The 14,202-nt window shown below is 64.1% G+C and carries 9 protein-coding genes; 8 read left to right on the plus strand and 1 reads right to left on the minus strand.

Translation table 11 applies throughout. From position 1 onward, the window contains the following. Nucleotides 1-11 precede the first annotated feature (11 nt). Nucleotides 12-1,469, plus strand: a complete 1,458-nt coding sequence (locus tag Spa11_RS07370; protein WP_145110100.1) for an ABC transporter permease — start codon at nt 12-14, stop codon at nt 1,467-1,469. A gap of 869 nt (nt 1,470-2,338) precedes the next feature. Here Spa11_RS07370 and Spa11_RS07380 read toward each other — a convergent pair. Next, a complete protein-coding gene (locus Spa11_RS07380) occupies nt 2,339-4,678 on the minus strand; it encodes a hypothetical protein (protein WP_145110103.1) in 2,340 nt (779 codons plus the stop codon). Nucleotides 4,679-5,175: 497 nt separating this feature from the next. Between Spa11_RS07380 and topA the strand changes: the two genes are divergently transcribed. From topA to argC, 7 genes are all read left to right on the plus strand, one after another. Further along, nucleotides 5,176-7,875, plus strand: coding sequence for a type I DNA topoisomerase (topA, locus tag Spa11_RS07385; protein WP_145110106.1), 2,700 nt, complete (start codon nt 5,176-5,178; stop codon nt 7,873-7,875). Further along, complete coding sequence (locus Spa11_RS07390) at nt 7,875-8,552, plus strand: hypothetical protein (RefSeq protein WP_145110109.1); 678 nt, start codon at nt 7,875-7,877, stop codon at nt 8,550-8,552. The genes topA and Spa11_RS07390 overlap by 1 nt, the downstream gene beginning before the upstream one ends. 165 nt (nt 8,553-8,717) lie before the next feature. Next, nucleotides 8,718-9,122 carry a hypothetical protein gene (locus Spa11_RS07395; protein ID WP_145110111.1) on the plus strand — a complete coding sequence of 135 codons (405 nt, stop codon included), beginning with the start codon at nt 8,718-8,720 and terminating at the stop codon, nt 9,120-9,122. A gap of 159 nt (nt 9,123-9,281) precedes the next feature. After that, nucleotides 9,282-9,779: a DinB family protein gene (locus Spa11_RS07400; RefSeq protein ID WP_145110114.1), complete on the plus strand. Its 498-nt coding sequence runs from the start codon at nt 9,282-9,284 to the stop codon at nt 9,777-9,779. Nucleotides 9,780-10,012: 233 nt separating this feature from the next. Further along, entirely contained in the window at nt 10,013-11,608 is a 1,596-nt protein-coding gene (pckA, locus tag Spa11_RS07405; protein WP_145110117.1) for a phosphoenolpyruvate carboxykinase (ATP), read from the plus strand. Nucleotides 11,609-11,981: 373 nt separating this feature from the next. Further along, on the plus strand, nt 11,982-12,608 hold the full coding sequence (locus tag Spa11_RS07410; RefSeq protein ID WP_145110120.1) for a phosphopantothenoylcysteine decarboxylase domain-containing protein: 627 nt from the start codon (nt 11,982-11,984) through the stop codon (nt 12,606-12,608). Between the two features lie 441 nt (nt 12,609-13,049). Beyond that, nucleotides 13,050-14,078 carry an N-acetyl-gamma-glutamyl-phosphate reductase gene (gene argC / locus Spa11_RS07415; protein ID WP_145110123.1) on the plus strand — a complete coding sequence of 343 codons (1,029 nt, stop codon included), beginning with the start codon at nt 13,050-13,052 and terminating at the stop codon, nt 14,076-14,078. Nucleotides 14,079-14,202 lie beyond the last annotated feature (124 nt).

Genomic DNA, 14,202 nt, shown 5'->3' on the forward strand with positions numbered 1-14,202 from the left:
CTCGCGACGACATGCTCACGCTCTGGTTGACCCCGCTGTGGCTCTTCGCCCTTGGCGTGACCGTTGGTCTGGCGATTCTCGCCGTGCTGTTCGGCCTGCTGTGGCTCATCAATCGCAAAGCGGCCGAAGGCGTTTGGGCGGCGGTCCGGGAAAGCGTGCTGATGCCGATCCTCTGGATCGCCGTGGGCATGGTCGCGCTGTTCGCGTTTGCGTTCCCGCAGATGCCGACCGACCGCGTGCTGGAGTCGTTGCGACGCCTCCCGTCCATGGGCACGCAGTCCGTCACGGTGGACCTGGAGCCGCGTAGCGAGGACGTGAAGGTCCCGGTGTCGCTCGTGGCGGAGGAAGTGGTCTCGTACCGGATCGAAAGCGACCAGGACATCCGCGTCGCCGGCGCGCCGGAGCTGGCCTACTCCCGTCCCGCCGCTGTGGTGCAGGGCGGCGAGACCTACAACTGGAACACCAAGAGCAAACTGCAGCGCGGCCTGACTGGCAAGATCGACGCGGTCTATCTCACCAACGACGGCGACGCCCCCACCGAGGTGACGCTCGCCTTCACCAGCGAGGCTCGCACGCCCGAGGTGCGGCAGATCCCGGTCACCGCGGCGTCGTTCGTAGCGATCTTCTTGGCGTTTCTGGGGGTCCACTGGCTCGTCCCACGGGCCGCGACGATCTCGGCCGCCACCGCCAAGGAGGCGATCTCGCAGCCGCTGTTTCTGCTCTTCGCCGTGGTCGGCGCCATCGCCCTGATCGCCTACATCTACATCCCGTACAACACGTTCGGCGAAGACGTGAAGATGCTGAAGGACTCGGGCCTGGCGACGATCATGGTCCTGTCGATCCTGTTCGCTGTCTGGACGGCGAGCACCTCGATCGCCGACGAGATTGATGGCAAGACGGCCCTGACGCTCCTCTCCAAGCCCATCAGCCGCCGCGACTTCATCCTCGGCAAGTACCTGGGGATCATGTGGGCCGTGCTGCTGCTGTACGTGATCCTCGGCGTGGTCCTGTTGGCGAGCGTCTCGTACAAAGTCGTCTACGACGCCCGCGAGACCAGCAACCCGACCCCTGATTGGCAGGTCTGCAACGAACAGATGGTCTCGACGACGCCGGGCCTCGTGCTGGCGATCATGGAGACGGGCGTCCTCGCAGCGATCGCCGTCGCGATCAGCACGCGGCTGCCGATGCTGGCGAACCTGCTGATCTGCGGCGCCGTGTACGTGCTAGGCCACCTGACGCCGCTGATCGTGCAGTCGGGCGTGGGGCAAAACGAGTTCGTGAAGTTCTTCGGCCGGCTGTTATCGGTGGTGCTGCCGATGCTCGACCACCTCAACATCCAAGCCGCCATCGCCGGCGGCAACCCGGTGCCGTACGTCTATCTAGCGTGGGCCGCGCTGTACACGTTGATCTACATCGCGGTAGCGATGTTGGTGGCGCTACTGTTGTTTGAGGATCGTGACTTGGCGTAAGGGCCGCGTGCTGATTGCCCTATCGTGGCGCGATTGGCGAGGCAATCTCGTTAGGTGATTCGATGCCGTAATCGTTGGCGGATGTGATGGCGCATGTCGTCGGTTCGAAGCAGCACCGGCAGCCGTGGATTGACGCCGAGATCGAGCCTGAGCTCTACGCCTACCTGGAGCGTGTTTCACTTGGCCGTAGCGTTTCTAGCCTCGCTCTGATCCACGGAGCAACTTGGGGAAGTCTCACGCAGAGACGCAGAGACGCAGAGTTAGATGCCTTCAAGACTCACGCAAAGGCGCTAAGCCGCAAAGAACGCGTTGCTGTGCGATCGTTTGCGGCTACGCTCATTTCTACTTTGTCTTTGCGCCTTGGCGGCTTGGCGTGAGTCTTCGCTGCCGACCCTCTGAGTCTCTGCGCGAGACGCTACGGCAAAATAAAGTACGCTATAGCGGCGTAGCCAAGACTATTGGTTGCACGCCGTTCGCGGTTGGCGGCGTCGAAGACCACGTGCACGTCGCTTGCGAACTATCGTGAACGGTGACAATCGCCGAGCTCGTCCAAGCGATGAAGCAGGGCTCGTCGAATTGGATGAAAAAGAGCACGGCGACGCCTTCCAGTCCTTTGCGTGGCAGAACGGTTGCGGCGTCTACTCCGTCGGCCAATCGCAACTCTCCGACTTGCGGCGCTACCTCGCCAACCAACACGAGCACCACCGCCGCGGTACTCGTCAGGACGAGTACCGCACGATCCTCGAGTGTTACCAAATCGAATACGACGTATGCTACGTCTGGGACGAATCCCGCTGCATCAAGAACGCGGCGACGACAGCGACGAGTCCCCTCGGCGTCAGAAGCCTAACGGGAAACCCATCCCTGGATCAGCGCAGCTCGTCCGGCGTGCGTTCCCACTCCAGGCCCGACTCTTCCAGTAGGTTGCCCACCAGGGCCATCACCTTGGTGCGGGCGCGCTGGGTGTTGAGGGCCTCGGCGCCCAGCCAGCGGTCGCCGTCGCGGAGGAACTCGCGGCGGAGCTCTTCTTCGCTGCCGATCCGCTCGGCGATCCGCAGCACGTAGGCGAGCGAATGGTCGTGGTTCAACTCGGCGCCCACTTGGCCCGGCTTGAGTTCGAAGACGCCTTGCAGCAATTCGGGGCCCGCCGCCACGAGCGGTTCGGGCTGGCTCATCTGCAGCGGCACCTGCCGGCTGTTGGGGGCGATGCGGCCGATCGTCAGGTAGGCGAACGCGTCGGTCTCTTTGATGTCGTCCGAGGCGACCGGCGGGTTCTCCATCGCGGCGAAGAAGTCGGTTAGCGAACCCCCCTTATCTGACGCCTGCTTGGCAAGCTCTTCGGCCTTCTTGAGCGCCAACTCGGCGGCCTTCTGCCGCTTCCAAGCGGCGACAACCTGTTCGCGGACGTCTTCGAGCTTCGGTGTGACGCCGGGATAACGCTCGGTGACGAGCGTCAGGTAGTTGTTGCCCTCCGGATCTCGGGTCAGCAGCGGCTGGTAGAGCGGGAGTTCTTCGCTGAGGAAGGCGGTGTACCACAGCGGGATGGCGGAGTTCGTGGCGGCGTCGATCGTGAACGAACCGCCAACCGGCGTTTCGCGCAACTCCATACGCGAAGCCTGATCGACCTCAATCAGCTCGAGCTGCTCGGCCTCGGCCAGCGGCTTGAGGTCGGTGAGCTTGGAGGGAACGGCCGGCTTCTTGGCATTGGCGTTCTTCTCGTCGACACGCAGCAACTCGTCCTCGTAGGCGTAGAAGGCGTCATCGAGTTCGCGCTTGATGCGGTTCATCTTCTCGGTAATCCGCTGGACAGCGAGGTCGATCGCCAAGCGGCGGCGGATCTCTTCCTTCACCTCGTCGAGCGGCTGATAGAGATTGGTGTCGTCGGCCTCGGGGCCATCGTCAGCCGTTTCATCGGCCTCGTCAGCGGCGCCTTCGTCAGCGGCTGGCTGCTCTTCCTCTTCTTCTTCTTCCTCAACCGCTTCGCCCGCGGCGTCGCCGCTGCGGAGGGGGTTGGCGGGCGGGGCTTCCTCGCCTTCTTCGGCGGCGGTGGCCTCTTCGCTCTCGGCATCGTCCTCAGCGGCTTCTTCAGCGGCAGGCTCGTCAGCAGCAGGCTCTTCCATTGCCGACTCCTCGTCGGTGGCCTCTTCGGCGCCCTCTTCCGAGCCTTCTTCGGTGGCGGGGGCCTCGCTAGATTCGTCGGATGGCTCGTCTGCTGTCAGGTCGTCGGACCCGAACAGGCTGTCATCGCCAAACAGCGCGCGGTCGGCTTGGATGAAGCTCTCCTTGTTCTCTTCGTAGAAAGAGGCGATCTGCTCTTCGGTGACTTCCGGTGTGACCTCTTCGACGACCGCGTTGAAATCAGCGCGGAGGACGGCCAGCTTTACCCGCTCGGGGGTCGCGAACGCCGGAACCGCGGACGGCAGCTCGACTCCAAGCACGGGTTCGGTCGTGGGAGTCCGGAGCTTGTAGAGCTCGAAGAACTCTTCCAGCTCGGCTTCGGTCGGCTCGGGCGCCTCGGCGACAAAGTCTTCCGTTTTCAGCGGCGCCGCTTCAACGACCACGCGCTCGTTGACGGTCTTCCAGTCTTCCCAACGCTCTTCGGGGAGGATCGTTTGGAAGGCGTACAAGTAGCTGCGGCGGTAGTTATTGGCGAGCATCGACTCGCGGAGCAGATCGAAGATAAAGGCGATCGTCGCCCGCTGGCCGCCGCTGAACTTCATATTCGAAAGGATGTCGCGCATCTGATTGTTGCTGACGCGGTCACGGCCCAGCGCGCGGAGGTAGTCGATGATCATCTCGTCGCTGACCACCATGCCCGCTTCGCGGGCGCGCTCGGCGAAGATCTTCATCGCTACCACATCGCGTTCGACGCCTTCTTCTGGCGTCCGCGGGAACTCGATCGGCATCACACGCAGGCCGAGGTCCTGGACGCCATCGGCCTCGGCGTCGCGGGCGCCGAGAACGTAAACGGCTTGCTGAAAGGAGGCGAGGATGTTGCGGTGCATGACCGCTTGGTCGAGCTGCCGTTCGTTGATCTTGCCGCCGTTCCACCTAGCGACCACCTCGTTGCCGCCGCTCGGGCCGTCCGACCCCCCACCCGCGTACTGCATCAGCGGGTCGCCGATGACAAAGCTGAACATCAGCAGCACGCACAAAACGGCCATGAGGGCGCCGCTGTACTTGCTGAACGTGGTGAGGGGCGTGGCCATCGGTAGCTAGCTCCTGGCGGCTGATTCCCCCACCCAGGGGGGCTGTGAGGCCGCGTCGTTATCTTGGTTGGTGCGTCGCATCCGGCGACGCAAGCGGCCAACGTCCGACAGCGAAGCTGGCGGCGCCGGTCTTGACAGACGTTAGGGAGTCGCCGCACCTTGCTGCGGCCTTCGGCGACAAGTGAAGCGGGGGATTGTCCGGCGTTTTCGACGTAAACGCAATCCCAGCAAGCGAGTGTCGTCGAGGAGCGAGCCAGATTTTGGCCCCTCCGCAGCGTGCTAGCCATCGTCACCGGCCCGCCAACCGCGTAGCATTCGGCGCGATTGGCGCAGTTTTGCCGGCTGCCTTGTGGTGAGGTGTGTCGGCACAACCCGGGCAACCGGTCGTTTTTGCCAACGGCTGGGGTGACGTCGGCTTGCTGCCAGATAGACAGCCATACCGCCAAAACTCCCGCCGACTTAGCACCGCTACTTTTACTCCCGTCTACGAATCCTCAATGGCCAAGAAAGCAGCCGCCGCCGGTCAGGGCAACGCCCTGGTGATCGTCGAATCGCCCGCCAAGGCGAAGACGATCGGCAAGTACCTCGGCAAGGGCTACACCGTCGAGGCCTCGGTGGGCCACGTCCGTGACCTGCCGCAGGGCGCCGCGCAGATCCCCGCTAAGTACAAAGGGGAGAAATGGGCAAGCCTGGGGGTCAACGTCGAGAAGGACTTCGAGCCTATCTACGTCGTCTCGCCCGGCAAGACCAAGCAGATCAAGCTGCTCAAGGATCAACTGAAGAAAGCGGACACGCTTTATCTGGCGACGGACGAAGACCGCGAAGGAGAGGCCATCAGCTGGCACCTCTTGGAGTTGCTCCAGCCGAAGGTGCCGGTCCATCGTCTGGTGTTCCATGAGATCACCCAGGACGCGATCCAGGAGGCGATCCGTTCGCCCCGCAGCGTCGATACGGGCCTCGTCAAGGCACAGGAAACGCGCCGCATCCTCGACCGCCTCTACGGTTACGAGGTCTCGCCGCTGTTATGGCGCAAGGTGCGGCCGAAGCTGTCGGCGGGTCGCGTTCAGAGCGTCGCGGTGCGGTTGATCGTCGAGCGCGAGCGTGAGCGGATGCTGTTCGTCTCCTCCACGTGGTGGGACCTGCAAGCCGTCTTCACCAAGAAGAACGACGCCAAGCAGCGCCTCGAGACGACAATCGTCTCGGTCGATGGCAAGCGGCTGCCGAGTGGTAAAGACTTCGACGACCGTACCGGCGAGCTGAAGAACACGGCGATGCTGCTGCTCGACGGCCCCGCCGCCGAGAAACTCGCCGAGAAGCTCCGCACCGGCGAGTTCCGCGTCGCCAGCGTCGAAGAGAAGCCGTACACCACGAAGCCGTACGCGCCGTTCACGACCAGCACGCTGCAGCAGGAAGCGAACCGCAAGCTCGGCTTCACCGCCCGGCGGACGATGCAGGTGGCCCAGGCCCTCTACGAGAACGGCCACATCACCTACATGCGTACCGACTCGACGAACCTGTCGAAGCTGGCGGTCGAAGAGGCGCGGAACCTCGTCCGCAGTGAGTACGGCGAGAAGTACCTGCCCGGCGCGCCGCGCGTCTATAGCTCGAAGGTCAAGAACGCCCAAGAGGCTCACGAGGCGATCCGCCCCGCGGGCACGCCGTTCGCGGTGCCTTCGGTGCTGAAGGCGCAGCTCGGCGCCGACGAGTTCAAGATCTTCGACCTCGTCTGGAAGCGCACCATCGCCAGCCAGATGGAAGACTCTCGCGGGCGGCGGATCGTCGTCACCATCGAGGGTGAGGGCTGCGTCTTCACCGTCAGCGGCAAGACGATCGACTTCCCGGGCTACCTCCGCGCGTACGTCGAAGGCTCCGACGACCCCGACGCCGAACTCGCGGACCAAGAGAAGGCGTTGCCGAGCGTCGAGGTAGGCGAGGCGCTCGACGTGGCGTCGATGATCGCCAAGGACCACACCACCCAGCCGCCAAGCCGGTTCAGCGAAGCGGCGCTGACCAAGGCGCTCGAAGAGAAGGGCATCGGCCGGCCGAGCACCTACGCGTCGATCATCGATACGATCCTCGCACGGAACTACGTCTTCAAGAAGGGCGGCGCGCTGGTGCCGACCTGGGTCGCGTTCTCGGTCGTGAAGCTTCTCGAAGACCACCTCACGGGCCTCGTGGACTATCAGTTCACCGCCCAGATGGAGGACGACCTCGACGCCATCAGCCGCGGCGAGCGCGACAACCTCGACTACCTCAAGAACTTCTACTTCGGCAACGGCAAGCCGGGCCTCAAGCGGCAACTCGAGAACAAGGTTGAAGAGATCGACGCCCGCTCGATCAGCCGCATCTCGCTTGGCAAGGCCGACGACGGCGAAGAGGTCTTCGTGCGCGTCGGCCGCTACTCGCCGTTCGTCGAGAAGGGCGAGCAGACCGCCTCGCTGCCAGATGAACTGCCTCCCGATGAGGTAAAGCTCTCGTACGCGCTCGACCTGTTGTCGCAGGCCGAGAAGGCCGAGGAGCCGCTGGGCTACGACCCCGAGACCGGCAAACCCGTCTATCTGAAGATCGGCCGCTTCGGGCCCTACGTCATGCGGGGCACTCCCGAGGACGAAGAGAAGCCCAAGAACGCCTCGCTGATGAAGGGGATGGCTCCCGAGGACGTGGACTTCGAGACGGCGCTGAAGTTGCTGTCGCTGCCGCGCGAGTTGGGCGTCCACCCGACGCTGGAAGGCAAGATCGAGGCGTTCAACGGCCGCTACGGACCGTACGTGAAGTGCGGAAGCGAGACGCGTTCGCTACCGAGCGACATCTCACCGCTCGACGTGTCGCTCGAACAAGCGATCGAGTTGCTCAACCAGCCGAAGCAACGGGGCAGGGGGGCCGCGAAGCCGCCGCTGCGGGTCTTCGAGGAGAAGTCGCCCGTCACGGAGGGAGTCGTCCAGATCATGGACGGCCGCTACGGCCCGTACGTCACCGACGGTGAATCGAACGCCTCGCTCCCCAAGGCACAGAGCCCTGAGGAACTGACCTTCGCCGCAGCGCTCGAGCTGCTCGCCGCCCGCGCGGCCGCCGGCGGGTCGAAGAAAAAGAAGCCCGCCAAGAAGAAGACCACCAAGAAGGCGGCGACAAAGAAATCGACTGCCAAGAAGAAGACCACCAAGGGCACGACCAAGCGCGCCCCGAAGAAGGCCGACTGATGTTCGCGATCGAGCCGGGGAAGGACTACGCGGTCATCACCGGGGACGTGATCGCTTCGTCGGACCTCGAGGCCGCGCGGCGCAAAGAACTGCCGGCGACGATCGAGTCGATCGCCGCGACGCTGACCGACTGGCTCCGCGCCGATCAGGTCTCGCCGATAGCCATCTTCGGCGGCGACTCGTGGCAACTGCTACTCGCTAAACCGGCTGACGCTTTACGCGCGGCGCTGTTTATGCGGGCGTCGCTGTTAGCGTCGCCCTTAGAGATCGACACACGCCTAGCGATCGCCATCGGCGGCATCGATTTCGTTCCCGAGGCGGGCATCGAACAGGCCGACGGCGAAGCCCTGCGGATGTCGGGCCGGCTGCTTAGCGAGTTATCCGGCCGGTCGGTCTCAATGGGCTTCGAGTGCCACGACCCGTCGCTGTCACGGCACTGGGACCTCGTGGCATGTCTGATTGACGCCCTCGTCCGCACCAACTGGACCCCCAACCGCGCCCGCGCCGTTAGCGGCGCCCTGCGAGGCCTCACCGGCGTCCAGATCGGCGAGCTCTGGTCCACCCCGATTACGAAGCAAACCGCCGGCCGCCACCTCACCGAAGGCGCCTGGGAGGCTCTCGAACGTGCGGTGACGGAATACGAAGCCGCCTTCAGCCAGTCAGCGCCAGAAGGCTGACACCGTCAAAGTAAGCGCCCCAGCGCTTACTTCAACAAAGTAAGCGCCATAGCGCTTACCGTCAGGCTGCCAATTATCAGCCGCGGGGCCTTAGCCCCCGGTTCGCCTGCTATCGTGCGTCGCTGAAAGCAAACGTTTCGATCGACCGACGCCCCCAGCAGAGCCATGAACGCACAAACGCTGGTAATCGCGGCCGTCTTTCTTCTCGGCGCGTGGCTAACAACGTCCCCCGCCGGCCGCTTCGTCGCGCGGGTGTTGCGGCGTAAGACCGAGCAAATAGAACAACTCCCCACCGCCGACGGCGTCCTCCGCCAAGAGCAGCGCGGCTTCGTTGACGGCGGGGCCGTGATCGGCTGCCTGGAGCGGCTCTTGATCTATCTCTTCGTGATGAGCGACCAAGCCGGCGCGGTGGGCTTTCTGATCGCCGCCAAGAGCGTGTTCCGCTTCGGCGAGTTGAGCCAGCAACAGCACCGCCTCGAAGCGGAGTACATCACGATCGGCACGCTGCTGAGTTTCGTGGTCGGCTTCGCTATCGCGATGGCGGCGCGGCATCTAATGCTGTCGATCTGACTCGCGCGATTTGTAGGAGGCGTCTCCAGACGCCGACTACGGTGTCTTGGCCGCATCCGGCATGGTGCGCGAAATCGGCGTCGGAGACGCCTCCTACAACAGTCATCGAAATCGCTTATCCTCATCACGGGTTTCTTTCCTTCGACGAGCGAGAACGCGATGAACGCCATTCAAGCGATCCAGGCCGCGGCGGCTTCGAGTGACCGGGTCCTCAAGTCTTACGTTGGCGACCTCACCGACGCCGAGCTGCTCGAGCGTCCGCACGCCGAATGCAACTGCATCGCGTGGCAGTTGGGGCATCTCGTGGTCTCTCAGTGGGGCCTGCTCAAGATGCTCAAGCCCGACGTCGTGCCGCCCGAACTCCCCGCCGGATTTGCGGAGAAGCACGCACGCGACAATACGGACCGCAACAACCCGGAAGGCTTCTGGACTAAGGACGAGTACCTCGCGCTGTACGACGCCGCCCGTACCGCGACGATCGAAGTGCTCGGTGGCATCAGCGAAGCCGACCTCGACGCGCCGAACCCCTTCGAGCGCTTCCGAGAAGTCTTCCCAACGGTTGGCTCGATGTACCTGCTCGCCGCAACGCACCCAATGATGCACGCCGGGCAGTTCGTCCCCGTGCGGCGTGAGTTGGGTAAGCCCGTGGTGATCTAAGCGATAGACTCCCCTGCGGCGGAATGCCACGGCGATTGGGCATCCTCCAAACTGCTCTTGGTGGTTAAACTTGCCGATGAAGAGAGTTAGAGAGTCATAAGTCCAGAAGCGGGCGTCGTTGCGACGCTAGCAGGGGCGTCGCCGCAGACCGGCGCGGCGCCGAGCCCCTCCGATCGCCCCGGTCCTATCCCACCGCGTCGATCAACACCGCGCCGATCCCACAGGAGAGCAGCATGCCCTACAACATCAACCTCGACAGCTACGGCATCCACAACGTCAAGGTCCTGCGGAACCTGTCGGCGGCGGAACTCTACGAGCACGCCGTGAAGCACGATGGCGCCCAGATCGCCGCCAGCGGCGCGTTGTGCGTCTACTCGGGCGACAAGAAGGGTCGCAGCCCGCTCGACAAGCGGATCGTCGACGAAACCACCAGCCGCGACGACGTGTGGTGGGGCTCGGTCAATATCCCGCTCTCGACCAGCTCGTTTCAGAAGAACCGCGCGCGGGCGATCGACTACCTCAATCGCTGCGACCGGGTTTACGTGATCGACGCGTTCGCCGGCTGGAGCGCGAAGGACCGCATCAAGGTGCGGGTAATCTGCTCGCGGCCGTACCACGCGTTGTTCATGAACAACATGCTGATCCGGCCATCGGCGCAAGAAGCCAACCAGTTCGGCGAGCCCGACTACGTCATCTTCAACGCCGGCCAGCAGCCGGCCGACACGTCGGTCGACGGCGTCGAAACGACGACCAGCGTCGCGCTCAACTTCGCGCTCGGCGAGTTCGTGATCCTCGGATCGGAATACGCCGGCGAGATGAAGAAGGGCGTCTTCACGATCATGAACTATCTGTTGCCGAAGAAGGGCGTCCTTTCGATGCACTGCTCGGCGAACGAAGGCAAGAAGGGCGACGTGTCGCTCTTCTTCGGCCTGTCGGGCACCGGCAAGACGACCCTCTCGGCCGACCCGCACCGCGACCTCATCGGCGATGACGAGCACGGCTGGGGCGAAGACGGCGTCTTCAATATCGAAGGCGGCTGCTACGCCAAGTGCATCGACCTCTCGGCGAAGAGCGAGCCGGAGATCTACGGCGCCATCCGCTTCGGCACCGTGCTCGAGAACACAGTGCTCGACCCGGCGACGCGCGTCGTCGACTTTCACGACAGCTCGTTGACGGAGAACACCCGTGCGAGCTACCCGATCGAGTACATCCCGCACGCTCAGATCCCGTGCCGCGGCCGGCACCCGCGGAACATCATCTTCCTGACGTGCGACGCGTTCGGCGTGCTGCCACCGGTGAGCCTGCTCTCGCCCGAGCAGGCGATGTACCACTTCATCAGCGGCTACACGGCGAAGGTCGCCGGCACCGAGGTGGGCGTCACCGAGCCGAAGCCGAACTTCTCGGCCTGCTTCGGCGCGCCGTTCCTTGTGTGGCACCCGACGGTTTACGCCGAGCTGTTGGCGAAGAAGATGCGTGAGCACGACGTGAAGGCCTACCTCGTCAACACCGGCTGGAGCGGCGGGTCGTACGGCGTCGGTTCGCGGATGAGCCTCGGCTATACCCGGGCGATCATCAACGCCATCCACGACGGCACGCTCGCGGGCGCGCCGACCGAGGTCGATCCCTTCTTCGGGCTCTCGGTGCCGACCGAGTGCACGCACGTGCCGGCGGAGATTCTGGTGCCACGCAACTCTTGGGCCGACGGCGCCGCTTACGACGAAACGGCCCAGAAACTCGCGGGATTGTTCGTGAACAACTTCCGCAAGTACGAAGACGTCGCTTCGCCAGAAATCGTCGCGGCCGGGCCTTTTGTTGGCGCCGCGGTGTAGGGATTTGCTAGACTGCGACGAGACAGCCGCGGGGTCGCGGCGGTCGCGGAGTACGGTGGGGATTCTTTTCAATAACGGCCGACAGCCATCCGCGGGGTCTCGCGAACCCCTACGATCCTGTCGGAGACACCGATCACCATCCCCCAGTCTCCGCGCCCGCCGCGCGCCCCGCGGCTTCTTTCTTGGCCTACTCTGTAGGTCTCGCGCGGAGACGCAGAGTCGTAAGGCCTCACGCAAAGGCGCGAAGTCGGAAAGGCCTCCGCTCGTGAATCCTTCGCGGCTTTGCGCCTTTGCGTGAGGCCCGAAAACTCTGCGTCTCCGCGTCTCTGCGCGTGACTAAACGACAGCCCGCCGGCGTGTTACGCTGCGTCGCATGGCGAGAATCCTCATCACCTCCGGGCCGACGCGGCAGTACATCGACGCGGTGCGGTATCTGACGAACGCCTCCAGCGGGCGGATGGGCCGGGGGCTGGCGCTGGCGGCCCTGGAACTGGGGCACGAGGTCACGGTTGTCACGGGGCCGGTCGAGGTCGAGTACCCAGAGGGCTGCCGCGTCGTGCCAGTGGTTTCGACGGAGGAGATGCTCGAGGCGGCAACCGCGGAGTTTGAGCTTTGCGATGGCCTGATCGGCGCCGCGGCGCCGTGCGACTACCGCCCGGTGCGGATCGAGCCTGGCAAGATCGCCAAGACGGGTGAACCTTTGGAGCTACGGCTTGTCGAAACTGCCGATGTGGTGGCGACGCTCGGGGCGAAGAAGGGCGGCCGCTGGGTCGTCGGCTTTGCCTTGGAGTCCGAGGACCACCGGCTGCGAGCGCTTGCGAAGCTAGAACGCAAGCACTGCGACCTGATGGTCAGCAACGGCGTCGCGGCGATGAACTCGTTGGAGAACGAGGTCGAGGTGCTAACGCCCGACGGCCAAGTCGTCGGACAGATTTCCGGACCGAAGGACGAAGTCGCCCGTGGGATACTAGCAGTGATCGCCGAGCGGCTGATCCGGTAAGGGGCCGCTGGGCGGACCTAGCGATCGATTGACGGTCGGTGGAAATATTCTGCTTGCTGAGCGATTTCAGGCGAGCCGGGAGCGTCACAGGATTATGCAACTGCTAGCAAATGGACGTTTAACAAAGGACTTACGTCGATGATGCACTGCTGCGATAGCAGTCCGACGACGCTTAAGTCCTTATCTGAACGTGGTAACTGCTAGCCCTTGCATAATCCTGGTCAGCGACCGGAGGGAAGCGGGTACACGGGGTCCCTCCGGTCGCTGACGCTCCCGGCTCGCCGTCTGACTCGTTAGGGGAGTTGATACAGGGGGGGAGGTTTCCAAACCACGATCCGCACAGCGGACCCTACGGAACGGGCCCTTCGGGTGGTAGCGACCCCGGGCGGGGTTGATTAAGATTTTGCGAACGAGAGCGTTCTTTCAGGCGAGAAGGGGACGATGGCTAGGGTCGCGATCTACGGCGCCAGCGGCTACACCGGTCTAGAGCTGCTAAAGCTCTTGGCCCGCCATCCGCATGCCCAGGTGACGGCCCTGCTGACCCGTCAGGACGAGGCGCCCCACCTGTCGGAGATCCATCCGCAGCTCACCGGCTCGTTCGACTTGCGGCTCGAAAATCTTTCGGTCGATCAGGTCGCCGAGCGGGCCGATGTCGCCTTCACCTGCTTGCCGCATGCGGCGAGCGCGGAGGTCTGTGCCGACCTGCTCTCGCGCGGCGTAAAGGTCGTCGATCTTAGCGCCGACTATCGACTCGGCGACGCCGGCACGTATCAGCAGTGGTACGGCCACGAACACCCCGACGCCGCGCGGCTTGGCAAGACGCCGTACGGTTTGCCGGAGTTGTTCCGTGAGCAGATCATCGGCGCCGACTTGATCGCCAACCCGGGCTGCTACCCGACGTCCGCGATCCTCGCGTTGACGCCGCTACTGCGCGCCGGGCTGATCGAGCGTGAGGGGATCGTCGTCGATAGCAAGAGTGGCGTCAGCGGCGCCGGTCGTACGCCCAAGCTGCTGACTCACTACCCCGAGTGCAACGAGAGCTTCAGCGCGTACGGCGTTGGAACGCACCGGCACATGCCGGAGATCGATCGGGTCCTGTCGATGGCGAGCGACCAATCAAAGGCCAGCCACAAGGCGATCGAGGTGCTGTTCACGCCGCACCTCGTGCCGATGGACCGCGGCATCCTCAGCACGATCTATGCGACGCCTAAGGGCGACGCGACGCCGGCTTCGGTGATGGCGGCGCTCAAGGAGGCCTACGCGAACGAGCCGTTCGTGTCGGCCGTCGAGGCGCCGCCGGCGACGAAGCACGTCGCGCACACCAACCGCTGCCACGTCTACGGCACGGTGGTCCGTGGCAAGGTGCTGCTGGTGAGTGTGATCGACAACTTGATCAAAGGCGCCTCGGGCGCGGCGGTGCAGAACTTCAATTTGATGTGCGGTTTCGACGAAACGACGGCGCTGAGGTAGGAGAGACATCGATAAGCGTCGTCGACTCGCCAGGGGTGGCAGTAGTTGAGAAAAACAGCGAAGACACAACCAACACTGACCCACGCCGCGGACGCAGGAGCGTCGCGGCCAAGCCGGACCCCTG

Origin of the sequence: Botrimarina mediterranea (genome assembly GCF_007753265.1) — a bacterium.
Taxonomy (GTDB): Bacteria; Planctomycetota; Planctomycetia; order Pirellulales; family Lacipirellulaceae; genus Botrimarina; species Botrimarina mediterranea.